At 70.0% G+C, this 21,007-nt stretch carries 25 protein-coding genes; 7 read left to right on the top strand and 18 right to left on the bottom strand.

Features of this window, described 5'->3' with window-relative positions:
• The first annotated feature begins 48 nt into the window (after positions 1 to 48).
• The 3 genes from G9C85_RS08525 to G9C85_RS08515 are packed head-to-tail and all read left to right on the top strand — an operon-like array spanning position 49 to position 1,399.
• Positions 49 to 237 carry a CbtB domain-containing protein gene (locus G9C85_RS08525; RefSeq protein WP_166038816.1) on the top strand — a complete coding sequence of 63 codons (189 nt, stop codon included), beginning with the start codon at positions 49 to 51 and terminating at the stop codon, positions 235 to 237.
• Complete coding sequence (locus tag G9C85_RS08520) at positions 237 to 1,022, top strand: CbtA family protein (RefSeq protein ID WP_166038814.1); 786 nt, start codon at positions 237 to 239, stop codon at positions 1,020 to 1,022. The genes G9C85_RS08525 and G9C85_RS08520 overlap by 1 nt, the downstream gene beginning before the upstream one ends.
• Positions 1,022 to 1,399: a ferredoxin gene (locus tag G9C85_RS08515; RefSeq protein WP_166038812.1), complete on the top strand. Its 378-nt coding sequence runs from the start codon at positions 1,022 to 1,024 to the stop codon at positions 1,397 to 1,399. The genes G9C85_RS08520 and G9C85_RS08515 overlap by 1 nt, the downstream gene beginning before the upstream one ends.
• A gap of 200 nt (positions 1,400 to 1,599) precedes the next feature.
• Here G9C85_RS08515 and G9C85_RS08510 read toward each other — a convergent pair whose 3' ends face one another.
• Genes G9C85_RS08510 through cbiT form a run of 11 tightly spaced genes read right to left on the bottom strand, consistent with a single transcriptional unit; the run spans position 1,600 to position 10,734 of the window.
• The gene (locus tag G9C85_RS08510) at positions 1,600 to 2,853 is read right to left on the bottom strand and encodes a PQQ-binding-like beta-propeller repeat protein (protein WP_166038810.1); all 1,254 of its coding nucleotides are present in this window, start codon (positions 2,851 to 2,853) and stop codon (positions 1,600 to 1,602) included.
• The gene (locus G9C85_RS08505) at positions 2,846 to 3,217 is read right to left on the bottom strand and encodes a DUF3209 family protein (protein WP_166038808.1); all 372 of its coding nucleotides are present in this window, start codon (positions 3,215 to 3,217) and stop codon (positions 2,846 to 2,848) included. The genes G9C85_RS08510 and G9C85_RS08505 overlap by 8 nt, the downstream gene beginning before the upstream one ends.
• Before the next feature lie 7 nt (positions 3,218 to 3,224).
• The gene (locus tag G9C85_RS08500) at positions 3,225 to 4,451 is read right to left on the bottom strand and encodes a CbiX/SirB N-terminal domain-containing protein (RefSeq protein WP_166038807.1); all 1,227 of its coding nucleotides are present in this window, start codon (positions 4,449 to 4,451) and stop codon (positions 3,225 to 3,227) included.
• Positions 4,448 to 5,179 carry a cobalamin biosynthesis protein gene (locus G9C85_RS08495; RefSeq protein ID WP_166038805.1) on the bottom strand — a complete coding sequence of 244 codons (732 nt, stop codon included), beginning with the start codon at positions 5,177 to 5,179 and terminating at the stop codon, positions 4,448 to 4,450. The genes G9C85_RS08500 and G9C85_RS08495 overlap by 4 nt, the downstream gene beginning before the upstream one ends.
• A complete protein-coding gene (locus G9C85_RS08490) occupies positions 5,172 to 5,453 on the bottom strand; it encodes a ferredoxin (protein WP_166038803.1) in 282 nt (93 codons plus the stop codon). The genes G9C85_RS08495 and G9C85_RS08490 overlap by 8 nt, the downstream gene beginning before the upstream one ends.
• Positions 5,443 to 6,477, bottom strand: a complete 1,035-nt coding sequence (gene cobJ, locus G9C85_RS08485) for a precorrin-3B C(17)-methyltransferase (protein WP_166038801.1) — start codon at positions 6,475 to 6,477, stop codon at positions 5,443 to 5,445. Before cobJ ends, G9C85_RS08490 begins: the two co-directional genes overlap by 11 nt.
• A 2-nt stretch (positions 6,478 to 6,479) precedes the next feature.
• Entirely contained in the window at positions 6,480 to 7,331 is an 852-nt protein-coding gene (locus G9C85_RS08480) for a precorrin-3B C(17)-methyltransferase (RefSeq protein WP_166038799.1), read from the bottom strand.
• Positions 7,332 to 8,384 carry a cobalt-precorrin 5A hydrolase gene (cbiG, locus tag G9C85_RS08475; protein ID WP_166038797.1) on the bottom strand — a complete coding sequence of 351 codons (1,053 nt, stop codon included), beginning with the start codon at positions 8,382 to 8,384 and terminating at the stop codon, positions 7,332 to 7,334.
• Positions 8,385 to 8,390: 6 nt separating this feature from the next.
• Complete coding sequence (locus G9C85_RS08470) at positions 8,391 to 9,287, bottom strand: cobalt-precorrin-4/precorrin-4 C(11)-methyltransferase (RefSeq protein WP_166038795.1); 897 nt, start codon at positions 9,285 to 9,287, stop codon at positions 8,391 to 8,393.
• The gene (locus G9C85_RS08465) at positions 9,284 to 10,114 is read right to left on the bottom strand and encodes a cobalt-factor II C(20)-methyltransferase (RefSeq protein WP_166038792.1); all 831 of its coding nucleotides are present in this window, start codon (positions 10,112 to 10,114) and stop codon (positions 9,284 to 9,286) included. The genes G9C85_RS08470 and G9C85_RS08465 overlap by 4 nt, the downstream gene beginning before the upstream one ends.
• Positions 10,111 to 10,734: a precorrin-6Y C5,15-methyltransferase (decarboxylating) subunit CbiT gene (gene cbiT / locus G9C85_RS08460; RefSeq protein WP_166038790.1), complete on the bottom strand. Its 624-nt coding sequence runs from the start codon at positions 10,732 to 10,734 to the stop codon at positions 10,111 to 10,113. Before cbiT ends, G9C85_RS08465 begins: the two co-directional genes overlap by 4 nt.
• Positions 10,735 to 10,891: 157 nt before the next feature.
• On the opposite strand from cbiT, the gene G9C85_RS08455 reads away from it, so the two are divergent.
• On the top strand, positions 10,892 to 11,422 hold the full coding sequence (locus G9C85_RS08455; RefSeq protein WP_166038788.1) for a DUF21 domain-containing protein: 531 nt from the start codon (positions 10,892 to 10,894) through the stop codon (positions 11,420 to 11,422).
• 35 nt (positions 11,423 to 11,457) lie between these two features.
• Here G9C85_RS08455 and G9C85_RS08450 read toward each other — a convergent pair whose 3' ends face one another.
• Positions 11,458 to 11,964 (bottom strand): TspO/MBR family protein, encoded by a 507-nt coding sequence (locus tag G9C85_RS08450; RefSeq protein ID WP_166038786.1) that lies wholly within the window; start codon positions 11,962 to 11,964, stop codon positions 11,458 to 11,460.
• A gap of 114 nt (positions 11,965 to 12,078) precedes the next feature.
• Between G9C85_RS08450 and G9C85_RS08445 the strand changes: the two genes are divergently transcribed.
• Positions 12,079 to 12,978, top strand: coding sequence for a diacylglycerol kinase family protein (locus G9C85_RS08445; protein ID WP_166038784.1), 900 nt, complete (start codon positions 12,079 to 12,081; stop codon positions 12,976 to 12,978).
• Between the two features lie 60 nt (positions 12,979 to 13,038).
• Here the strand turns inward: G9C85_RS08445 and G9C85_RS08440 are convergent, their stop codons facing one another.
• The 3 genes from G9C85_RS08440 to G9C85_RS08430 form a co-directional block, all read right to left on the bottom strand.
• A complete protein-coding gene (locus G9C85_RS08440) occupies positions 13,039 to 13,611 on the bottom strand; it encodes a DoxX family protein (RefSeq protein ID WP_166038781.1) in 573 nt (190 codons plus the stop codon).
• Positions 13,612 to 13,754: 143 nt separating this feature from the next.
• Positions 13,755 to 16,022 (bottom strand): catalase/peroxidase HPI, encoded by a 2,268-nt coding sequence (gene katG / locus G9C85_RS08435; RefSeq protein ID WP_394352727.1) that lies wholly within the window; start codon positions 16,020 to 16,022, stop codon positions 13,755 to 13,757.
• Between the two features lie 191 nt (positions 16,023 to 16,213).
• A complete protein-coding gene (locus G9C85_RS08430) occupies positions 16,214 to 16,507 on the bottom strand; it encodes a hypothetical protein (protein WP_166038779.1) in 294 nt (97 codons plus the stop codon).
• A 210-nt stretch (positions 16,508 to 16,717) separates the two neighbouring features.
• Between G9C85_RS08430 and G9C85_RS08425 the strand changes: the two genes are divergently transcribed.
• The gene (locus G9C85_RS08425) at positions 16,718 to 17,143 is read left to right on the top strand and encodes a 30S ribosomal protein S6e (RefSeq protein WP_166038777.1); all 426 of its coding nucleotides are present in this window, start codon (positions 16,718 to 16,720) and stop codon (positions 17,141 to 17,143) included.
• Positions 17,144 to 17,318: 175 nt separating this feature from the next.
• The gene (locus G9C85_RS08420) at positions 17,319 to 17,756 is read left to right on the top strand and encodes a hypothetical protein (RefSeq protein WP_166038775.1); all 438 of its coding nucleotides are present in this window, start codon (positions 17,319 to 17,321) and stop codon (positions 17,754 to 17,756) included.
• Between the two features lie 110 nt (positions 17,757 to 17,866).
• Here the strand turns inward: G9C85_RS08420 and G9C85_RS08415 are convergent, their stop codons facing one another.
• The 3 genes from G9C85_RS08415 to flaJ all read right to left on the bottom strand — a co-directional run bounded on the left by G9C85_RS08415 (position 17,867) and on the right by flaJ (position 21,007).
• On the bottom strand, positions 17,867 to 18,370 hold the full coding sequence (locus G9C85_RS08415) for a PadR family transcriptional regulator (RefSeq protein WP_166038773.1): 504 nt from the start codon (positions 18,368 to 18,370) through the stop codon (positions 17,867 to 17,869).
• Positions 18,371 to 18,760: 390 nt separating this feature from the next.
• Entirely contained in the window at positions 18,761 to 19,198 is a 438-nt protein-coding gene (locus tag G9C85_RS08410) for a FlaD/FlaE family flagellar protein (protein WP_166038771.1), read from the bottom strand.
• Between the two features lie 90 nt (positions 19,199 to 19,288).
• Positions 19,289 to 21,007, bottom strand: a complete 1,719-nt coding sequence (gene flaJ, locus G9C85_RS08405) for an archaellar assembly protein FlaJ (RefSeq protein ID WP_166038769.1) — start codon at positions 21,005 to 21,007, stop codon at positions 19,289 to 19,291.

Raw genomic sequence — 21,007 nt, 5'->3', positions numbered from 1 at the left:
CACGAAACTTTTACAATCTCACTTGTTCTTGTCCAATCCAGATTTAGTATGTCGGCCGCACAGGACACCGTCCACGACCGCTTCGACCGCGCACGCACCACCCTCACCGCAGGCCAGATCGCGACCGGGCTCGGGCTCGTCGCAGCGATCGCGTTCACCTTGCTGGTCCTCCAGGACCCCGCAGCGCACGACTCCCTGCACAACTTCCGGCACGCCGCCGGCGTCGTCTGTCACTGATGCTCGTCGCCCACCTCGTCCGCGGCGCGAAGGCCGGCGTCGTCGCTGGCCTCGTCTTCGGCCTGTTCGTCGCGCTCGTCGGGACCCCGCTCGTCGGCGTCGCCGAGGAACTCGGCCACGGCGACCACCACGCCGGCGGCGGCGCGCACGAGGGCGACGGCCACGAGCACGCGGCGAGCGCGGTGTCGGCTGCGACGACGACCGCGGCGAGCGTCGCCGGCGGCGTGCTCTGGGGACTGCTCCTCGGCGTCGTCGCCTTCGGCGGCGCGTTCTACCTGCTCGAACCCGCCATCCCCGGCACCGGCGGCGCGCGGAGCTACGTGCTCGGGGCTGCCGGGTTCGTCACCGTCTCGGGCGCGCCGTGGCTCGTCCTCCCGCCCACGCCGCCGGGCGTCGAGGCCGCACTCTCCGTCGAGACGCGACTCGGCGTCTACGCCGCGACGATGCTCGCCGGCGCACTCGCGTGCGCGCTCGCCGTGGTCGGGTACCGGCGCGGTCGCGCCGCAGCGAGCCGACCGGTAGGCGCGCTCGCTGCGAGCGTACCGCTGCTCGTACTCGCGACCGTCGGCGTCATCGCTCCAGTACCGACTGCCCCTGCAGCCGCGAGCGCAGCCCTGCCAGACGGGCTCGCCGCGGGCTACGTCGGTGCCGTCGCCTTCGGACAGCTCGTCCTCTGGCTCGTCCTCGCGGCGACGCACGCCCACCTCCAGCCAGCGCCGGGCGGCGCGACGAATACTCCCGGACTCGGCGACGACCACGCCCCGGCGGCGGCGAGCGCGGACTGATGCGCGACCGCACTCGAGAGATCGAAGACAGCGGGTTCACCGACCACGTCCTCGTCTGCACGAACGCCCGCGACAGCGACTACGCCGCCTGCGCGGACGCCCACGGCGACGCCGTCTACGACGCAGTCGCGGACTGGCTCCGCGACCGCGGCGTCTTCTGGTCGCCCGTCCAGCTCGCCGAGACGACGTGCCTCGGACTTTGCAGCGCAGACGGTACTGCCATCGCCATCCACCCACGGAGCCGCTGGTACAGCGACGTCACGCCAGAGGACGTCCCCGAACTCATGCGCGCCGAGTTCGGCCACGACGCCGACGAACTCGGCCTCGGCCCCGACGACGAACCACCGCTCGGAGTCGACGACGCGACCGCCGACTGATCGCCACCCGACCCCGGACCTGCTCCTGGCGACCGACCAGCGAACCGTCGAGACGCATCGCCACTGCTCGATGCGGAAAGAGAGAACAGGAGCCTGGACGACGCGCGCTACGCGGAGTGGCGGTGCAGTCGGGACGCGCTACGCGGAGTGGCGGTGCAGTCAGGATGCGCTACGCGGAGTGGCGGTGCAGTCGGGACGCGCTACGCGGAGTGGCGGTGCAGTCGGGACGCGCCGCGCTCGATGCCGTCGTCGTGGTAGACGACGGGTTCCTCGACGGCGGCGACGGCGTCCCCGTCGAGCGCGACGGCGGTGACGACGCCGTCGGTCGCGCGGTCTTCGAGCGGGCCGTCGGCGACGTCGAACGTGCGGAGGCCGTGGCCGTCGGCGTCTCGCGCTCGGAAGTGCTGGGCGCCGGGGACGACCACGCGGTCGCCGTCGGTCGCGACCTCGGTCGCGAACCCGCCGACGTCGGCGCGCCAGCGCCGGTCGCCGCCGGGCGACACGCCGAACGCGGTGTGTTCGTCGGGGTGCAGGCCGTCGGTCTCGCGGCCGTCCTCGGGGTACGTGTTCCCGGTGACGAAGACGACGCCGTCCTCGGTCGCGTGGACGTGGTTCGGGTACGCGTACAGCGTCTCGTCGCCCACCTCGGTCGACGTGGCGAGGTCGACGCGCCAGCGGACGCGGCCGCCGTCGGCGAGCCGGTAGCCGCAGTAGTCGCCGTGGCTCGCGACGACCGCGCCATCGGCGAGCAGGGAGACGTCGCCGACGCGCCGCTGGCCGTCGGTGCCGGGGTCCCAGTCGTAGCGGCGGCGGCCGGCGTCGGCGTCGAGCACGACGAGGCCGTGCTGGTCCGCGCCCGGACAGCGGTTGTGCGCGACCGCCAGTCGGTCGTCGCGCGCGTCGAGCGCGATCACCGAGGCGTCGGTCTCGTACGTCCACGTGCGCGCCCCGTCGGCGTCGAGCGCGAACACGACGCTGCGGAAGACGCGGTCGTCGCCGTCGCGCTCGTAGCGCCGCGACGCGACGTACGCGCGCTCGCCGTCGCCGACGACGTCGACGACGAACGGCAGGAAGAACCGCGTCCGGCGCTGCGGGCGACCGACGTCCTCGCGCGTCTCGATGCGGAAGCGGACGCTGCCGTTGGACGGGTCGAGGCAGCGAACGCCACCGCGGGCGGAGCGCTCCCCGGCCAGGAGCCCGCCGTCGTAGACCGCTATCGAGACGACCGACGGGTCGTCGCCGGCCGCGGGCGATGTGCGCCAGCGTTCGGCGAGCGTCTCGCGATCGAACGCGACGACGTCGCCGTCCGCGCTGCCGGCGACGACGACGTCCCCGGTGAACGCGACCGCGGACCGGCGGCCGGCGTGGTGCGACCGCGCCGGGTCGACGTCTCCGAGCGAGACGGCGGCGCGTTCGTCCGGGCTCGCGTTCGTCCACGCATCGCGCTCACTCATCGACGGGGAACGCCTCGTGCAGGACGTCGTGGGCGTCCCCGAGCCCGTCGAGGACGCTCTCGCCCTGGGTCGTGAGACGGGCGACGGCGCGTTCGGCGTCGCGGACGGCGACGAGCCGCCCGCGCAGGTAATCGTACTCGGGGTCGTCGGCGTCCGTCGCCGCGATCTCCGCTTCGAGGTCGACGAGCGCGGCGTCGAGGTGGCGTTCGATGGCGGCGAGGCTCTCCGCGTTCGCGAGCGCCTCGACGGGACCGTCGAGGTGCCCGTCGAGTTCTTTCTCGGCGTGCTCGCGCGCGGCGCGGTCGTCGGTGCCGAGGACGTTCATCAGGCCGAGTCGTAGGGCTTCGAGTTCGTAGCAGCTCATTGGTGGATTATAGCGTTTGGTCGACGAGGTCGGAGACGATGCGCTCGCGGTCGAGGTGCGAGGAGACGATGCGGTCTGCGTCGTCGCCATCGACGTCGCCGTACCAGACGCCGTCGGGGTAGACGGCGACCATCGGGCCGTCGCCGCAGCGACCGAGGCACGACGACCGCGTGATGCGAGCGTCGCATTCCTCGGAGTCCCTGGCGGCCTGCCGGAGGCCTTCGAGGACGGCGGGTGCGCCGTCGGCGGCGCACGTCTGATTCGTGCAGACGGCGACGTGCTTCTCGGGCGCGTCGTGGACGTGCGGGTCGTCGTCGACGTCGTCCCGGTCGGCGTGCTCGCTCTGGTGGGTGAGTGCGCGGAGCATTGCGCGAGCGCCGCCGACGTCCGCCTCGTAGCCGTCGAGTTCGACCTTGTACTTGCACGTGTCACAGGACATGTCGACCGAGTCGGTGCGGGCTTCCTGCCAGCGGTCGCCGAGGACGTCGAGGATGCGGGGGTCCGTACCCAGGGGGTCGCCGGCGGCGGCGTCGACGTAGGGGTACTCGTCGTCGAACGCGTCGGCGCCGTCGCGGACCCGGCCGGTGAGGACGCCGTCGCCGAGCATGTAGGGCAGGACGACGACGGCGTCCGGCCGACGCTTCGCGACGTCGTGGAGCGCCTCGTCGAGGAGCGGGTCGGTGACGCCGACGAACGCGGTGTCGACGCTCGCGAACGCCCGGCCTTCGTAGAGCAGGCGGGCGAGCTTGTGCGCGTCGGCGTTCGCGTCCGGGTCGCTGGACCCACGCGCGCAGAGGACGACTGCGACGTCGTCGGCCTCTCGGTCGACGCCGAGGTCGGCTTCGACCGCGGCGGCGCGGTCGTCGAGCAGGTCGACGAGCGCCGGGTGGACGCCGAGGTGCGCGCCGCTGTGCACCGTCAGGTCCGGGTGCGCGGTCCGCGCTTGCTGGACGGCGAGCGGGACGTCGTTCTTGACGTGGCTCGCGGCGAACAGCGACAGCTGGACGAGCGTCACGCGGGAGACGCTCGCCGCGAGCGCGTCGATGGCGTCGGCGATGTCCGGCTCGGCGAGTTCGAGGAATCCGGCGTCGACGGGGACGCCGAGGCGCCCCTCGAGGTCGGCCGCGAGCGCGCGAACCTGCTCGTTTGACTTCTCGCGACGCGAGCCGTGCCCGACGAGCAGGACGGCCTCGTCGTCGAGCGCGGCGGGCGTCGCCGTTCCGCTCGCGGTCACGGCGACAGTTCCCCGACGGGTCGGTCGGTCGCGCGCTCGACGCTCCGCGCGAGCTTCCGCCGGCGGTCCGCGGCGAACAGTCCCGACTCGTCGCTCCCCGCGTACGCCCACTCGGCGAACGCGGGGACGTCGGCGCCGTCCGCGAGCCCGAACCAGTACCCGCCCGAGGACGTCTCCTTCAGGTCCTCGGTCGGGACGTGGGGGTCGGCGGCGTCGAGCAGCGACCGGACGGTCTCGAGCAGCGCGTCGTCGTCGTGGACGAACGACACGCCGACCGCGTTCGCGGACTCCCGGAAGCAGACGGTCCCGCAGGCCTCCAGCAGCCCGCGGACGAGCTGCGGGCGGTGGTCGGTGAGCGCGTCCAGTCGGTAGCCGCCGGGGCGGCCGTCGACGGGCAGGCCGAGCGCGGCCGCGGCGCGGTCGGCGACCGACCCGACGACCTGGAGCTCGTACTCGTCCTCGAACCGGACGACTGAGGCGTCGTGCGCGGACTCGCGGGCCGCGACCTCGCGGGTGGGCCGGTCGGCGCCCGCGATGGCCGCGAGCGCGTCCGCCGCCCGCTCGTCGCCCGCGCGTACCGTCACGCAGTCAGTCTCGAGGCCGCCGTCGCCCGCGACGCGCCCCCAGAAGTACGCCGTCTCCGGAGTCGCGGCGAGGAGGTCGTCGACCGCGTCTGGAGTGACGGCTCCACCGTCGCGCGAGTCCGAGTTCGCGTCGTCCTCAGGCATCGTCGCCCTCCACGGTGACCTCGATGGCGTCCACGGGACAGGCGCGAGCGGCCTGCCGGGCGTCCTCGACGCGGTCGTCGTCGAACGCGACGACGAGCGTCTCGTCGTCGCCCGCGTCGTCCGCGCCGTCCGTAGCGACCGCCGCCGCGTCGCCTCCGTCTTCGACAGTCGCGAGACCGTCGTCGCCCTCGACGAACCGGTCGTCGCGGACGAGGCACGCGAACACGCCGTCGCACGCCTCGCGGTCGAGCTCGATGGCGTACTCAGTAGTCATACTTGGACTCGTAGCCGCGCGGCGTCACCATGCGGTCGTCCCAGACGTACGTCTCCTCGTTGCCGACGACGAGCGTCGTCGTCATGTCAACGAGGTCGGTCTCGCCGAGTTCGGAGAGCTCTCGCAACTCGACGATCTCGACGCGCTCGTCGTCGCGGCCGGCGCCGTGGACGACGCCGACGGGCGTGTCCGGGTCGCGGTGCTCTAAGAGTATCTCGCAGCACTTCCGGTAGTTCTCGCGGCGCTTCCGACTCCACGGGTTGTAGATGGAGATCGTGAATCCCTCCTTGGCGGCGGCGTGCAGGCGCGACTCGATGGTGGGCATGTCCGTGAGGTGGTCAGACAGCGAGATGCTGACGCTGTCGTTCACGAGCGGCGCACCGAGTCGCGCGCCGCAGGACTGCGCGGCGGGCACGCCCGGCACCACCTCGAAGTCGACCATGCTCGCGGTCGCGCCCTTCGACTCCAGTATCTCGAGCGCGAGCCCTGCGAGTGCGTACACGTTCGGGTCGCCGCTCCCGATTATCGCGACGTCGTGGCCCGCGAGCGCGCGGTCGATCGCCTCCTCCGTGCGCGACACCTCGCCGCACATCGGCGTGTCGTAGAGTTCGTCGGCGGACTCCGTGATCTCGTCAGGGAGCAGTTCGACGTACGTCGTGTACCCGACGACGTGTTCGGCGGAAAGGAGCGCCTCCCGGGCGCGCCCGGTCATCCCCTCGGGCTGGCCGGGCCCCAGGCCGACCGCCAGCAGGCTCCCGGGGTCGCCGTCGAAGTCGTCGACGGTCGCCGCGACCTTCTTCTCGGTCGTCTCGGCCTTCGACGCGCCGCAACTCGACCCCGAGGAGCTGGTGGCCGAACTCGACGAGTCCGAGGACGCCCCGCACTTCGATTCGCTCGCCGCGTCGTCGCCGTCCTCGCTCGGGGAGACACCGCAACTCGACTCCGTGTCCGTATTCGCGCCGCAGTTCGATTCGGCGTCTGTACTCGCGTCCGCGGTCGTGTCGGTGGTGTCGTCCGTGCTCATTGTCAGAAGTCCTCCACGTCGCGCCCGCCGCGGGGCGTGACGAGGTGCTCGCCGTGGTCGTTCTCCCAGACCTCGGTCTCGTGCGTGCCGACGAGGATCGACGTCCCCATGCCGCCGACCTCGTCGTCGTGCTCGGTCGCCGCACCGAGCGTCGTGATGGTGTGCGTCTCGTCCTCGCGGTTCCGGCCGGCGTCGCCGCGACCGGCGTCGTTGACGATGCCGACCGGGACGTCGTCGCTGCGCTCCTCGCGAACGACGTCGATCGCGCGCTCGTAGTCCCGCCAGCAGTTGTAGAGGACGATCACGAACCCGCTGATGGCGGCGGCGCGTAGCTTCTCCTCGATCTCCGCCCAGCCGCGCCACTTGTCCGAGAGCGAGATCGTGCAGAAGTCGTTCGAGAGCGGCGCGCCGAGGTTCGCGGCACCGCCGAGCGCGGCGGTGACGCCCGGGACGACCTCGATGGGGACGTCGGTCGCGTCCTCCGCGTCGGCCATCTTGTAGATGAGGTCGCTCTTCCCGTACACGTTCGGGTCGCCGCCGGAGACGTGCGCGACCGTCTGACCGTCGCGAACGCGCTCGAACGCCTCCCTGGCGAGTTCGACCTGTCGCCCCATCGACGACCGGACGAGCTCCTGCCGGGAGCCGTCGTTCCTGGTTGCGACGCCGTCGGTGAACGCGTCCTCGGACGGGAGCGTCCCGTCCCGGCGCAGGAACTCCTGGTAGAGGTTCGAGGCGACGACGCAGTCCGCGGTCGCGACGACCTCCTTCGCGCGCTGGGTCATCGCGTGCGGCAGGCCGGGACCGATGCCGACGACGTAGAGCCGCCCGTACTCGTCGGGGTCGTACTCGGGCATCTATCGCCCCACCGCGACGGTCACCGCCTCGTCGTACCGCTCCTTCGCCCGGCGGAGTTCGTGCTCGCGGCCGCCGGCGATGGCGCTCGCCTCCGCGATCCCCGGCCAGCCGATGAGTTCCTTCGACCGCGACGGCGTCGGCCCCTCGAATTCTTCGAGGTCTTCCTTCTCGAACGCGACGACGCCGAGGTCGAGTCGCGCGGCCGCCTCCAGGAGGCCGTCCTCGTCGTCCTTGCGCGTACCGGTGGCGACGAAGTCGACGTCCTCGACCGCCAATCCCTCGGCGTCGAGCGCTCGCGTCCAGGCGTCGACGACCTGGTCCGCGTCGACGCCGGAGACGGTGCCGGTGCCGAGGACGACGCCGGCGTCGCCGTTGCGCTTCAGGACCGTGACGTCGTCGCCGACCAGCACGGCCTTCGGGCCGTCGAGGCGCTCGACGGGTCCGAGTTCGTCGTCGAGGACCGCGAGGTTCGTCGCGACCGTCGAGTCGCCGTTCACGACGTGCGCGTCCAGTGCCTTCGCCTGGCTCTCGACGCCCTGCTTGCCCGCGGCCTCGCTCGCCGTCGTCATCGCCGGCACCGCGCCCATCGCCGCGAGGTCGTCCGCGACCTGGTTCGCGCCGTGATGCCCGCCCGTGAGCGGGATCGCCCACGTCAGTTCCTCGTCGACGACCACGACCGCGGGGTCCTCCCACTTGTCGTCCAGCAGGCCCGCGGTCTTGCGCATCGCGATGCCGCTCGCCATCAGCGCGAGGAAGCAGTCGTACTCGCCCCAGTGCTCCGCGAACACGTCGCCCTCGTACTCGAGGAGGTCGATGCGCTCGTAGCGGTCCGCGAGTTCGGCCTCGATCGCTTCGGCGGTCTCCCACTTGCGCTCGAAACTGATTATCGCGATCTCCTCGGCGACCTCGCCGTCGGAGTCCGGCGTCGAGCAGTGGCCGCCAGCGTCGTCGTTCGAATCGGTCGCTTCGTCTCCGCCGTTCGCTGCGGTCTCGTCGTTCGAACCGGTCGCTTCGCCTCCGTCGTTCGCTGTGGTCTCGTCGTCAGTGCTCATGCGTTCTCAGTCGTCTGCTTCGCTCGCGTCGTCCGTCTCCGAACCGTTCGCCCAGTCGCCGTAGAGGTACGAGCGCTCGTACCCCGCCTTCTGCGCCGCCGGTCCGACGACGACCATCGCGGACGCGCGGTAGCCGGCCTCGTCCAGTCGGTCGCCGATGGTCGCGACGGTACCCTCGACGACGTCCTCGTCCGGCCACGAGGCGTGATAGACGACCGCGACCGGCGTGTCGGGGTCCGCGCCGTCGTCGAGCAGTCGCTGCATGGTCTCGGCGACGGCGTGCGTGCCGAGGTAGATGCAGACCGTGACGTCGCCCTTCTGCACGAAGTCGGAGATGTGGTCGTCTTCGGGGTCGAGGGTCTTCCCCTGCGGGCGCGTGAACGCGACGTGATTCGCGACGCCGTTCAGCGTCAACTGGGTGCGTAGCGTCGCACTCGCGGCGAACGCCGAGGTGACGCCCGGAACGACGTACGTGGGGACGCCCTCGTGTTCGAGCGCGTCCATCTGCTCGACGGCCGCGCCGTAGATCGCGGGGTCGCCGCTGTGCAGGCGCACGACCTCGCGGCCGTCCTCGTACGCGTCCTGCATCAGCGGGACGAGTTCCTCGAGGTCCTTCCCGACGCTGTTGACCTGCTCGGCGTCGTCGCCGTACGCCTCGAGGAGTTCGCTGTTCACGAGCGACCCGGCGTGCACGACGAGGTCCGCGTCCTCGACGAGTTCACGGCCAGTCACGGTGAGGAGGCCGGGGTCGCCGGGGCCCGCCCCGATGAACGGGACGCCCTCCTGGACCTCGCCGGCGGTCCGCTCGGCGATCCGCGGGTCGCGCTCGGTCGCGCGCCGTGCGGTCTCGGCGTCGATGGCGTCCTGCGGGTCGACCGCCGGGTCGCCTTCGCCGTCGGTCATCCGTCGACCCCCTCCGGGAGTTCGTCGCCGCAGGACTCCGCGACGGCGCGCTCGACCGCGGTGCGCTCGTCTGGGATGCGCGCCGCGGCCGTGCGTCCGCCGTCGGTCGTCGCGCGGTCGTCGGCGTCGGTGGTCGCGTGGTCGACGTCGAACGTCGCGGTCGCGGGTTCGTCGTCGAGCCCGCGCTGCTCGGCGTACGCGAGCGTGTAGTAGTCCCGGTCCGCGAGGTCGCTCGGGTCCGCGGTGACGACGGCGTCGCCCTGTTCCATGAAGAGCCGGCGGCCGTACGTGACGTCGTAGCCGGCGTCGACGAGGCCCTCGTGGGTCGCGGGCGCGTCCGTGACCTTGAACAGGAGCATGCGGTCGGGGCCGGTCGGTGCCGCGCCGCCGGCGGCCTCCCGGAGTGCGAGGCTCGCGCCGGCGGCGACCTCGACGCCGAGCGCGGTCGCGAACGCGGTGACGGCGCTCACGCCGGGGACGACCTCGAGGTCGACGTCGGGGTGGAACGCGTCGAGGGTCCGCCTGAGGTGCCCGAACGTCGAGTAGACGTTCGGGTCGCCGAGCGTGACGAACGCGACGTCGCCGTCGCGCGCTCGCGGCGCGATCTCGTCGGCGGCGGCCCGCCACGCGCGCCGGAGTTCGTCCTCGTCGCGCGTCATCGGGAAGTCGAGGTCGCCGATGCGGGCCTCGGGGACGTGCTCGCTGGCGACCGACCGCGAGAGCCGCCCCGGCGAGTACACCACGTCGGCGTCCTCCAGCACCGCCTGGCCGCGGACCGTGAGGAGGTCCGCGTCGCCGGGGCCGAGGCCGACGCCGTAGAGCGTCATCGCGACCCGCCTCCGGTCGCCCCGGGCCGTCGCCCGTCGTCGGTCGCGGCTCGCGGGTTGCCGCCGTCGGTCGCGGCGTCGTCGGTGCCGCCGACGAGCATGTAGACGGGGTTGTCCGCATCGAAGCTCGTCGCGCCGGCGAGCTCGTAGCCGCGGCTCACCTGGAACTGGCGGACGTCCTCGAGGAGGTCGCGGTCGCGAAACGCCCGCGTTGCGGCGCCGGCGACCTCGAGCCGGGAGACGTTCATGACGACGCGGTCGACCCCGGCGTCGACGGCGTACTCGAGGACGGCGTCGTAGTTCCGGCTGCCGCCGAGGAACAGCGCGTCCGCGTCCTCGGGGAGGCCCGTGGGGGCTTCGGCGTTCCGGAGGGCGACGTCCGCGGTCGTGTCGTTCGCGGCGAGGTTCTTCCGGGTGATCTCGAGGCGCTCGGGCTTGCGTTCGAGCGCGGTGACTCGGCCGGCGCGGCGCGCGGCCTGGACGGTGACGGCACCGGTGCAGGAGCCGACTTCGACGAAGTGGTCGGTCTCGTCGAGCTCGAGCGCGTCGAGGAGGACGGCCCTGACTTCTCGCTTCGTCGGGCCGGCCTTCGCGTCGTGGGGGAGCGATACGTTCGCCATCGACGGAGACAACCGCCGTCGCCCCTAAAACAATTTTGGTTGTTTTAGGAAAACTCGGTTTGTTTTGGGTCGGGGTGGGGGCTTCGACCGTGCGTCGTGGCCCGGGTGGCCGCCGCGGTCACCTTACCTTCATTGGGCCGTCGTGCGACGGACCCGTATGACATCTACTGCGACGCTCGTCCCGGCGCTCGCCGTCGTCGTCGTCCTCGTCCTCTTCAGTGCGTTCTTCTCGAGCAGCGAATCAGCCATCTTCTCGCTCTCCGATGAGTGGCTGACCGCCACCGCGAGCGACGGCGAGAGCACCGACGAACGCGCGCTCAGGTCGCTCCGCGACGACCCGCACCGCCTCCTGGTGACGATCCTCGTCGGCAACAACCTCGTGAACGTCGCCATCTCCAGCATCGTCACGCTCCTCGTCGCCGAGTTCGTCCCCTCCGGCGTCGCCGTCGTCCTCGCGACGCTCGCCGTGACGATCCTCGTCCTCGTCTTCGGCGAGATCGTCCCGAAGTCCTACGGTCTCGGACACGCCGAGACGTGGAGCCTTCGCGTCGCCCGCCCGCTCTCGTACGTCGAGCGCGCGCTCGGCCCCGTCGTCGGCGTCTTCGACGCCAGCACCCGCCGGCTGACGGCACTCGTCGGCGGCGACCAGGGCATCGAGGAGCCGTACCTCGACGAAAACGAGAACTGACGCCGGAAGGGACTCCTCCCGGGGCGATCGCGTCGTCAGTTCAGGTACCAGAACCCGGCGGTGAGGTACGTCGCGAACAGCACCCACGCGAGGTACGGCACGAGGAGGACCGCAGCGCGACGGTCGACGCGCCGGAACGCGACGACGGTGGCGACGACGAGCACGTCCAGCACGAGAATGACGACGAGCCCCAACGCGGGCGACTGCGCGCCGAAGAACGCGAACGACCACGCCACGTTGAACGCCATCTGCGCGCCGAAGAGGCCGAGTGCTCGTGACCGCCACGAGTGTGCTCGGTCGCGGTAGACGAGGTACGCGGCGGTGCCGATCGCGGCGAACAGCACCGTCCACACCGGCCCGAACACCCACGACGGGGGCGTGAGCGGCGGCGCGGCGAGCGTCGGGTACCAGGTCGCGACGTCGCTCGCGGTGACCACCGCGGGGGCGCTGCCGACGAGTTCGACGGCGACGACGGCGACGAGCAATCCCGGGACGTCGTCGCGACCGAGGCCGTCCGCGGCGTCGCCTGTCTGCGCGCTCATGAAGCGGCATACGGGTTCGTCGCAGAAATAACGGGTGCGTACCAGCGCCGGCAGTCCGACGTCCCACCGCAGCGAGTCGATGGAATTACGCCCGCCGGGGGCGTCGTGGCGGCCGTGTACCAGGGGTCGCGTCGAGCGATCGTCAACCCCGCGAGCGGGAGCGGCGACCACGCCGACTACGTCGAGCGCCTGCTCTCGGGGCGTGGGTTCGAGGTCGAGCGAACCGCGGGCGAGGGCGACGCGGTCGCGTTGGCGCGCGACGCCGCCGCCGACGGCGTCAGCGAACTCTGCGTCTGCGGCGGCGACGGCACCGTCAACGAGGTCGTTCGCGGGCTCGCGGCCGCGGACGCGCTCGGCGACGTCACGTTCTCGGTCGTTCCCGTCGGCACCGCGAACCTGCTCGCGGGGAACGTCGGCGTCGACGGCGTCCGCGCGGGCGTCGAGGTCGCGGACACCGGCGACGTCAGGAGCGTCGACGTCGGGTTCGCGGACGGCGAACCGTTCCTCGTCTCCACCATCGCGGGGTTCCCGGCGGACGCGAGCCTCTCCGCGAGCGGCGACCTGAAGGCGCGCCTCGGGCCGCTCGCGTTCGTCGTCACGGGCGCACAGGAGGCGATCGAGTGGAACGGCCTCGACATCGAACTGGAGGCCGTCACCGAGTCGGGGACGGAGACGTGGACGGGCGAGGCCCTCTGCTTGCTCGTCGGGAACGCCCGCCGGTTCGTCGCCGAGGGCGGCCAGGGCGACGTGGAGGACGGCGTGTTCGACGTCGCCGTCGTCGAACAGATGCCCGCGCCGAACGTCGTCGCCGAAGCCATCGGCCAGCGACTGCTCGGCCAGGACACGCCGGGCGTCACGCACCTCCAGGCGAGCGAGCTCCACGTCACCGCCGACCACCCGATCCGGTTCAGTCGCGACGGCGAACTCGCCGAACACGACGGTCTCGACCTCTCCGTAAAGCCGGGCGCGCTCGACCTCCGCGTCGGCGACGGCTACGACCCCGACCCGGGGTAGGACGGGGCCGACAGCGGCGGCGCGGAAACGTCGACGCGTCGCCGTCAGCGAGACGGTCCTTCAGCCGAGGAGGTACTTCAGCCAGGGGTTGTTCCTGACGACGCCGGTGTCCTCGAGGTAGCTGTCGACGCCGAGGATGCGGCCGGCGCCGAGAGCACCGAGGCCGAACAGGAGCAGCGCGTAGACGATGTGATCGTCGACGACCCAGCCGTGCGCGACGGGGAGGCCCTCCATGAGGCCGCCGGTGAGGGCTGCCGCCCAGTAGAACAGCATCATGATGGCGCCCCAGAACGCGCTGAAGCGGACGAACGCGCCGACGATGAGCGCGAGCCCGGCGAGCGTGAGCCCCCACATGTTGAGCATGTCGACGAGGGGGCTTCCAGCCATGTCCATCCAGAGTCCCATGAACGGGTTCCCCTCGGGGACGGCGTTCTGGAGGTAGCCTGCGGCCGTCCAGTTGTTATCGGGGTTGCCGTCGAGGTACGTCACGAGCTTCGTGAGTCCGCCCTGGAGGAGCGTCCAACCCATGACGATCCGAAGCAGGAACAGCGAGTAGCCGACCCAGTGCTCGGAGTACTCGAACGAGACGCCGCGACCGAAGATCTCCGTGTCTAGCGTGTCACGTGTTGCCATACGAGCGAGTGTCTCGCTGGCACCGTTAAGAAGTACTGGTAAAAAACGAGAGTTATGGGGTGTAAAATACTGCTGCTCGGTCGTTCGCGTCGAAACCGTCCGGTTCGACTCGCTCGACGGCCCGCGGCGAGGGGTGTGGCGTTCTACTCGAGGTCGAAGCGGTCGTTCGTCATGACCTTGTGCCAGGCGTCGACGAAGTCCTCGACGAACTGCTCCTCGCCGTCGTCGGCACCGTACACTTCGGCGATGGCACGCAGCCGGGAATTCGACCCGAAGATGAGGTCGGTGCGGCTCGCCTCGTACTCGACCTCGCCCGTGTCGCGGTCGCGGATCTCGTAGCCGCGTTCGTCGTCCTTCGGCTCCCACTCGTGCTCCATCCCGAGGAGGACGTCGAAGAAGTCGTTCGTCAGCGTCCCCGGCTCGTCGGTGAACACGCCCAGGTCCGTGTCGTCGTAGGTCGCGCCGAGGGTCCGCATCCCGCCGACGAGGGCCGTCATCTCGGGCGCCGTCAGGTCCAGCAGGTCGGCCCGGTCGACGATCCACTCCTCCTCCTCGCGCGTGTCGACGCTGTCCCCGAGGTAGTTCCGGAAGCCGTCCGCCTTCGGCTTCAGCGCCTCGAACGACTCCTCGTCGGTCCGCTCGGCCGACGCGTCCACGCGCCCCGCCTCGAACGGCACGTCGACGTCGTAGCCGGCGTCCGCCGCCGCATCCTCGATCGCGGCGTTCCCGCCGAGGACGATCAGATCCGCCAGCGAGATGCGCGTCCCGTCGCTCCGCGAGTCGTTGAACGCCGCCTGGATGTCCTCGAGCGTCTCGAGGACCGACTCGAGCCGGTCGGGCTCGTTCACTTCCCAGCTACGCTGGGGCTCGAGGCGGATGCGGGCGCCGTTGGCGCCACCGCGCTTATCGCTGTCGCGGTACGTCGACGCCGCCGCCCACGCCGTCTTCACGAGGTCGCTCCGCGAGAGGTCCGAGTCGAGGAGTTCGGCCTTCAGCTGGTCGATCTCCTCGTCGCCGACGAGCTCGTAGTCGCGGTCGGGGAGCGGGTCCTGCCAGAGCATCTCCTCCTCGGGCACCTCGGGGCCGAGGAATCGCTCCGGCGGCCCCATGTCGCGGTGCGTGAGCTTGTACCAGGCCTTCGCGAAGTTGATGCCGAACGCCATCGGGTCGTCCTGGAAGCGCTCGATGATCTCCCGGTAGTCCGGGTCGCGCTTCAGCGCGATGTCCGTCGTGAGCATCATCGGCGTCACCGACTCCTCGTCCTCGACGTCCGGCGCGGACGTCCGGAGGTCCTCGTCGAGCGGGATCCACCGCCAGCCGCCACCGGGACCCTTCTCGGCGGCCCACTCGTAGTCGAGCAGGTTGTCGAGGTACCCCGTGTCCCACTGCGTGGGCGCCTGCGTCCACGGCCCCTCGATGCCGCTCGTGATGGTGTCCTTGCCCTTCCCGGAGCCGTAGTCGCTCTCCCAGCCGAGGCCCTGGTTCTCGATGGGAGCGGCCTCGGGCTCGGGGCCGACGTGCTCGTTGGGGTCGGCAGCGCCGTGGACCTTCCCGAACGTGTGCCCGCCAGCGATGAGCGCGACGGTCTCCTCGTCGTTCATCGCCATCCGACCGAACGACTCGCGGATGTTCTCCGCGGACGCCTCCGGGTCCGGGTTGCCGTCCGGTCCCTCGGGGTTCACGTAGATGAGGCCCATCACGGTCGCACCGAGGCCCTCCTTGAGGATGCCCTCCTCGTCGAAGCGCTCGGAGGCCTCCCACTCGTCCTCGGGGCCCCAGTCGACGGCTTCGTCGGGGGCGAACGCGTCCTCGCGACCGCCGGCGAACCCGAACGTCTTCGCGCCCATCGACTCGATGGCGACGTTCCCCGCGAGGATCATCAGGTCCGCCCACGAGAGGTTCCGGCCGTACTTCTGCTTGACCGGCCAGAGCAGGCGTCGGGCCTTGTCGAGGTTCGCGTTGTCCGGCCAGCTGTTCAGCGGCGCGAGCCGCTGCGCGCCCTCGGACGCGCCGCCGCGGCCGTCGCCGGTGCGGTACGTGCCGGCGCTGTGCCACGCCATCCGGATGAACAGCGGCCCGTAGTGACCGTAGTCGGCCGGCCACCAGTCCTGCGATGTCGTCATCACGTCCTCGATGTCGTCCTTCACGGCGTCCAGGTCGAGCGACTCGAACGCTTCGGCGTAGTCGAAGTCGTCGTCGTACGGCCCGACGTCGCGGGCGTTCTGGTCGAGGATCTGGAGGTCCAACTGGTTCGGCCACCAGTCCTGGTTTGAACGAGTCATTATCGCTTGATTATCGCTTTCGCCATTTAACGTTGTCCACTTCGGAAGTCGACCCGCGGGTTCACCGCAAGATATCTCTCGAACCCGTAGATACCCGTCTTCGTCCCGGTGGCGTCTCGCCGAGGGCACGCGCTCGCAGCGCGCGCTGGCCGGCCGCGGTGTCCCGCCGGCACGCCCGCACTCGCGACTCGCCGTCTCCCTCGCTCGCGCCACGGTTTGAGAACGGGAACGTGACGAACGGCAGGAACGGGAACGCCGCGAGCGCGTCGAACCACCAGAACGGGACGAGCGTTATCGCGACGGGGCCGACGACGGCGACGCTACCGGTACGGGTCCTTCCCGACGTCCGGCGGCCGCCGGACGGTGAACTGCGCGTAGTGATCGCCGTACGCGATGGCGAGCGCGCCCACCCACCAGTTCCAGCGCTCGACCGCGTTCGTGCACTCGTCGGGTGCGTCCCGGAGGTTCTCGACGACGACGTCGACGTCGAGCGTCGCGCCGACGTCCTCGCGGTAGTAGCCGCTGTCGCGGAGGTCGACGGCCTGCCTGACGACGACCTTCGCCTCCCCGCCGAACTCGCGCTCCAGTTCCAGCTCCAGGCGACCCGGTTGCACGCGTCACCGTTCGCGGTCGACCCCCATACGTGCGTCGGCAACTCGGTTCGCGGTCGACCCCCATACGTGCGTCGGCAACCCGGCCGCATCGACCCCGGATCGGTCGCACCATCGTCGGAGTCGCACTCCGGACCGAACCCGACGCCCGCTCGCGGTCGGCGCGAAGCGGGTTTCGATGGTGTTTTTTACGCGCTCCGTCTCTTTCCCTCCATGCCCAGTTTCAACGTCGTAGTTGGAGACCCCGAGTCCGGGCTCGCACACCAGCTCGAGGTCGATGGACAGGACGCGAACCGATTCGTCGGGAAGGAGATCGGCGACGACGTCGACGGCGCTGCCGTCGGCCTCGACGGGTACACGCTCGAGATCACCGGCGGGAGCGACGAGGCCGGTCGCCCGATGCGCGGCGACGTCTCCGGCCCGAACCTCAAGGAGGTCCTGATGAAGGAGGACGGCGTCGGCTACCGTCAGGACCGCGAGGGCAAGCGCAAGCGCGTGACCGTCCGCGGCGCGGAGATCAGCGACGCGGTCGTCCAGGTGAACGCGACCGTCACCGAGCGCGGCGACGAGTCCGTCGAGTCCCTCCTCGGACTCGACGACGGCGACGACGGCGACGGCGACGGCGACGACGAGGAGTAGTCGACGACGACGTACGGTCGACGACGAAGCGCAGTCGACGATGGTACAGCGGTCCCGCTTCTCGAGCGGGGTGCGTCGTAGGTTTCCTGAGGGCCTTCGCCCTCGGCGCGCACCGCGCTCGCTGACTCGTTCCGGGAGCGACGGGTTTAGGCGTCGGCGTCCCCGACGGGGGGGCATGGTCGACCGCGTTTCTTCGGACGCCGTGCCCACGGTGCGAGCGACGCTCGTGAAGCACGGTGCGATGGATCGGTTGCGAGTGGAGATCCCGGAAGCGGAGATGGAGCGCTTCCCGGCGGGCGACGTGGTGCGGGTCGTCCTCGACGGCGACACCCGACACGCGGAGGTCAAGCGCCACCTCACTGACGACACGTACCTGCTCGCGGGCGCGTTCGATACGCCCGAGGCGGCGCGCGAGCGGTCGGGCGAGGACCGTCTCGGGCCGTGGTGCGAGGCGGCGAACCGACAGCCTGGCGGGTCCGTGCTCGTCGACGTCGTCGAGGAGGGGTTCCTCTACGGGCTGCGTGCGCCCGGGCAGAAGGAGTTCTACACGTCGGTGGAGTCGCCGGACGAGAGCCTCGCGGACATCGCGGAGTCCATCGACGGCGGCGAGTGAAGCGGTCGGGACGGGCTCGGGCGGCTGCGGGGGAGTGAAGCGGTCGCTGTGAGGTGTCGGAGCGGGAGTCGTCGCGGCGCGGTCGTCGGGTTCGCGGGGGTATCGGGGCGCTAGAGGCGCGGGAGGAAGGAGTACAGCAGGAAGCCGAAGGCGAGGTGCTGGACCATCGTTCGTTCGACGGTCTCGCGGACCTCGCGTTCGTCGTCGATCGAGTACTCCTTCGTGCGCACCTTCTTGTGCATCTTGAGGACGTCTTCCTCCTCGAGCTGGTGGAGGCTCGGGTAGACGGTCCCGGGGCTGAGCTGTGCGTCGAACAGCCGGGTGAGGTCGGAGATGAGCTCCTTGCCGTGAGTCTCGCCGCGGAGCGAGATGAGCATGAGCAGGATCTCGTCGAGGTTCTCCTTGACGATGTCCTCCTCGAAGTCGACGTCGTCGGTCGGGAGTGCCGCCCGGACGTCCTGGAGCATCTCGTCGAGCTCCCGCTCGACGGTCTTGTCGTCGGCCTTCGGCGTGGATCCGATGAGCAACTCCACCTCGTTGTCCTCGTCTCCGTCGTTTGATGCCGATGCGGTCAGTTCGTCGAACACGCTTTGTGCGTTGGAATCCTCATACATCAGTCGTCACCTTCCCTCCGTACCGGCCTCCCCCTGAGACACGACCCACGTACCCACGTAGCGTGCCAAGAGACCGTTCCAGAGTGTACTCGTTCATTGTAGCTATCCCACATAAGTGGTGTGGCCGTTATATGATACGTGACAGGTTAATTTCGGAGGAATTATTGGCTGCACGAAGAATGGAGGGATCGTCGAATTCCTGCGAAAGAAGTCGTATATATGGTGTTCTGGTGAATCGAAACTCGATACAGAAACTAAAAACGACGGTAAAGTGTATAAGAATACCATAATGAATACCGCTGGGGCGTGCGTGAGAATCACGCGCAGGAACCGTGGTGGCGACGCAACCGGCTGCCGGAACGGGATCGGTCGGAACCGACCGTCTCGGAGTCAGTCGTCGCCGATGGCCTCGACGACCTCGCTGCGCGCCGGGCGGTCGCCGAGTTGCTTGTCGACGCGGCGCTCCGCGAGTCGGGCGAGCATCAGGTGCTCCTCGAGGTCGTCGCCGGCGATCTTCGCGACGTACTTCAGCGACCGCGCGTGCGTCCCGAACGGCGTCCCCGACAGCGTCTCCAGTGGGTACTCCAGGGTCGCCGGCTCGTCGTACTTCTTGTTGTGGATCTCCGCGAGCGACAGTCCGCGGATGTACCGGATCATCTCCTCGCGGACCCCGCCGGAGATCCAGCCCATGCGCTCGTAGTACCGGAGACAGTTCAGCGCGCCACTCGTCCCGAACGTCTCGCCGAGATACCGCGCCCACTGCATCGTCGCCTCCATCTGGTCTGGCGTCTGCGCCAGCGAGTCCAGGTACGGTTTCTCGCGCTCCATCCTTGCGAGTACTCGCCACGCCGTCCCCATAAATCGTCGCGCGAAATCGAGAACTGAGTCGTCGCCCGCAACCCCGCCGCCCGCGGTCGATCACACCGTGATGAGTGCGTCGACGACCATCCGCGTCACGACTGCGGTGAGCGCGCCCGTCCACGTCAACGCGACGAAGTGCACGTACCCGCTGACCTGGTGGCCGCGGTCGCTCACGCGCACCATCACCGACGACAGCAGCGCGTTCAGGAGCACGGTGAGGAGCAGGAGGAACTCGATGACCTGGAGGTCGTACCCCTCCGTGCTGATGAGGAAACTCATCCGCCCGAGGTCGCCCATGTCGTCCATGATGTCGATCATCATCTCGACGGTCTCCAGGCCGACGAAGAACGCGAACACGGACGCCGCCGTCAGCCCGTAGAGGACGCCGATGAGGGTCGTCGTCGCCTGCTTGCGTTGCTCGCGGACTTTCATCACTTGACTGTGGTTCCGCGAGATCACCTGCCCGAGGACCTTCGGTTCCCCGCCCATCCGGCGGCCCTCGACGTACATGTCGCCGAACTTCTGGATGAGGAAGGATCCAGTCTCGGCCGCGAACAGGTGCCACGACCTGTTCGTGTCGATGCGCATGTGCAGTCGCTTGTAGAGGTTGTCGATGTTCTTCGTGAGCGCCCCGAAGTCCTTCTTCCGGAGACTCTCGAGGACGCTCCCCGTCGAGGACTGCTTGACGGACTCGACGGCACCCAGTGCCCGCACGAAGCTCGGGAACTCCTCGTCGCGCACCTGTACGCGTCGTTCCTCCTTCCGCACGCTCCACCCGGGGATGATGAGTGGCGTCACCGGGAGTGCGACCATCACCGGCAGCGGGAGGACGTCCGTCGCGACGGGCGCGTACCCGAGGAGGACGACCGCGACCGCCGCGGACGTCACGACCGACAGCCCGATCCCGAGGGCGAGCCGGGCCTTCACGTGCGCGAGCGGATACGTCAGCGACTCGGGCTCGCGGTACCAGAGCGGGTCGTGCGGCGAGATCGTGTGGACCGCGTACACGAACCCAGCCTGGACGATGACGAACAGCCCGATGACGGCGCCGACCGCGAGCGTCGGGTCGATGCCGACGATGACGGGGATGACGATCGCGAACACGAGCACGAACGCCGTCGACAGCATCATCGACAGGTACAGTTCCTTCATCACGTCGAGCTTGTTCAGGTCCGCCTCGTACCGGATGACGAACTGCTGGATGATGGAGTCCTGTTCGTCCATCAGGAACTCGCTTATCTGCTGGCCGCTCCCGACGGTGTACGCGAGTCGCTCCAGGAAGTCGGACAGCAAGTCCGAGTTCACCTGGTTCGCGCGCATCCGGCACGCGTCGTCGAGGCTCTGATTCCACGTGTCGACGAGCGCGACCAGATGCCCCATCTCGTCGGCGAGCGCCTGGTACTCGTCCTCGCCCGCCAGGGTGCGGAAGATCTCGACGCGGTTGATGTTCGTCATCGACAGCACCGTGATGTGGGTCAAGAAGAGGTGGAAGCGCTGCCGGATCTGCTTGCGGCTGCGGTCCTGGACGGCCTTCGGGTACAGGAGCGCCGCGAACACGGAGAACGCGCCGAGGCCGACGAGCGGCCCCGCGACCGTGATGGGGAGCGAGACGAGGAGCGCGGCGGCGACGGAGCCGACCGCGAACAGCACCGCCGGCAGGACGACCGCGAGGAGGTACGTCCGCATCGGCATCTCCATCCGCCGATAGGACTGCTGGAGGTCCTCGAGGACCGACCGGACCGACACCTCGCCGTCGGGTTGCTGTGCCGTCGACAT

It is taken from the genome of Halorubellus sp. JP-L1 (assembly GCF_011440375.1).
In the GTDB taxonomy this organism is placed as follows: domain Archaea; phylum Halobacteriota; class Halobacteria; order Halobacteriales; family Natrialbaceae; genus Halorubellus.
The sequence above is the reverse complement of the archived record's forward strand: the minus strand, read 5'-3'. Positions and strand labels throughout refer to the sequence as shown.

Excerpts from the sequence above, each read along its gene's own strand:
- cbiT (WP_166038790.1), bottom strand. The coding sequence starts at position 10,734 with ATGGCGAACGTATCGCTCCCCCACGACGCGAAGGCCGGCCCGACGAAG.
- G9C85_RS08425 (WP_166038777.1), top strand. The coding sequence starts at position 16,718 with ATGCCCAGTTTCAACGTCGTAGTTGGAGACCCCGAGTCCGGGCTCGCA.
- G9C85_RS08505 (WP_166038808.1), bottom strand. The coding sequence starts at position 3,217 with ATGAGCTGCTACGAACTCGAAGCCCTACGACTCGGCCTGATGAACGTC.
- G9C85_RS08455 (WP_166038788.1), top strand. The coding sequence starts at position 10,892 with ATGACATCTACTGCGACGCTCGTCCCGGCGCTCGCCGTCGTCGTCGTC.
- cbiG (WP_166038797.1), bottom strand. The coding sequence starts at position 8,384 with ATGAGCACTGACGACGAGACCACAGCGAACGACGGAGGCGAAGCGACC.
- G9C85_RS08470 (WP_166038795.1), bottom strand. The coding sequence starts at position 9,287 with ATGACCGACGGCGAAGGCGACCCGGCGGTCGACCCGCAGGACGCCATC.
- G9C85_RS08525 (WP_166038816.1), top strand. The coding sequence starts at position 49 with ATGTCGGCCGCACAGGACACCGTCCACGACCGCTTCGACCGCGCACGC.
- G9C85_RS08515 (WP_166038812.1), top strand. The coding sequence starts at position 1,022 with ATGCGCGACCGCACTCGAGAGATCGAAGACAGCGGGTTCACCGACCAC.
- G9C85_RS08495 (WP_166038805.1), bottom strand. The coding sequence starts at position 5,179 with ATGCCTGAGGACGACGCGAACTCGGACTCGCGCGACGGTGGAGCCGTC.
- G9C85_RS08510 (WP_166038810.1), bottom strand. The coding sequence starts at position 2,853 with ATGAGTGAGCGCGATGCGTGGACGAACGCGAGCCCGGACGAACGCGCC.
- G9C85_RS08490 (WP_166038803.1), bottom strand. The coding sequence starts at position 5,453 with ATGACTACTGAGTACGCCATCGAGCTCGACCGCGAGGCGTGCGACGGC.
- G9C85_RS08440 (WP_166038781.1), bottom strand. The coding sequence starts at position 13,611 with ATGGCAACACGTGACACGCTAGACACGGAGATCTTCGGTCGCGGCGTC.
- G9C85_RS08450 (WP_166038786.1), bottom strand. The coding sequence starts at position 11,964 with ATGAGCGCGCAGACAGGCGACGCCGCGGACGGCCTCGGTCGCGACGAC.
- G9C85_RS08410 (WP_166038771.1), bottom strand. The coding sequence starts at position 19,198 with ATGGAGCGCGAGAAACCGTACCTGGACTCGCTGGCGCAGACGCCAGAC.
- G9C85_RS08415 (WP_166038773.1), bottom strand. The coding sequence starts at position 18,370 with ATGTATGAGGATTCCAACGCACAAAGCGTGTTCGACGAACTGACCGCA.
- cobJ (WP_166038801.1), bottom strand. The coding sequence starts at position 6,477 with ATGAGCACGGACGACACCACCGACACGACCGCGGACGCGAGTACAGAC.
- flaJ (WP_166038769.1), bottom strand. The coding sequence starts at position 21,007 with ATGTCGACGGCACAGCAACCCGACGGCGAGGTGTCGGTCCGGTCGGTC.
- G9C85_RS08520 (WP_166038814.1), top strand. The coding sequence starts at position 237 with ATGCTCGTCGCCCACCTCGTCCGCGGCGCGAAGGCCGGCGTCGTCGCT.
- G9C85_RS08480 (WP_166038799.1), bottom strand. The coding sequence starts at position 7,331 with ATGCCCGAGTACGACCCCGACGAGTACGGGCGGCTCTACGTCGTCGGC.
- G9C85_RS08420 (WP_166038775.1), top strand. The coding sequence starts at position 17,319 with ATGGTCGACCGCGTTTCTTCGGACGCCGTGCCCACGGTGCGAGCGACG.
- G9C85_RS08465 (WP_166038792.1), bottom strand. The coding sequence starts at position 10,114 with ATGACGCTCTACGGCGTCGGCCTCGGCCCCGGCGACGCGGACCTCCTC.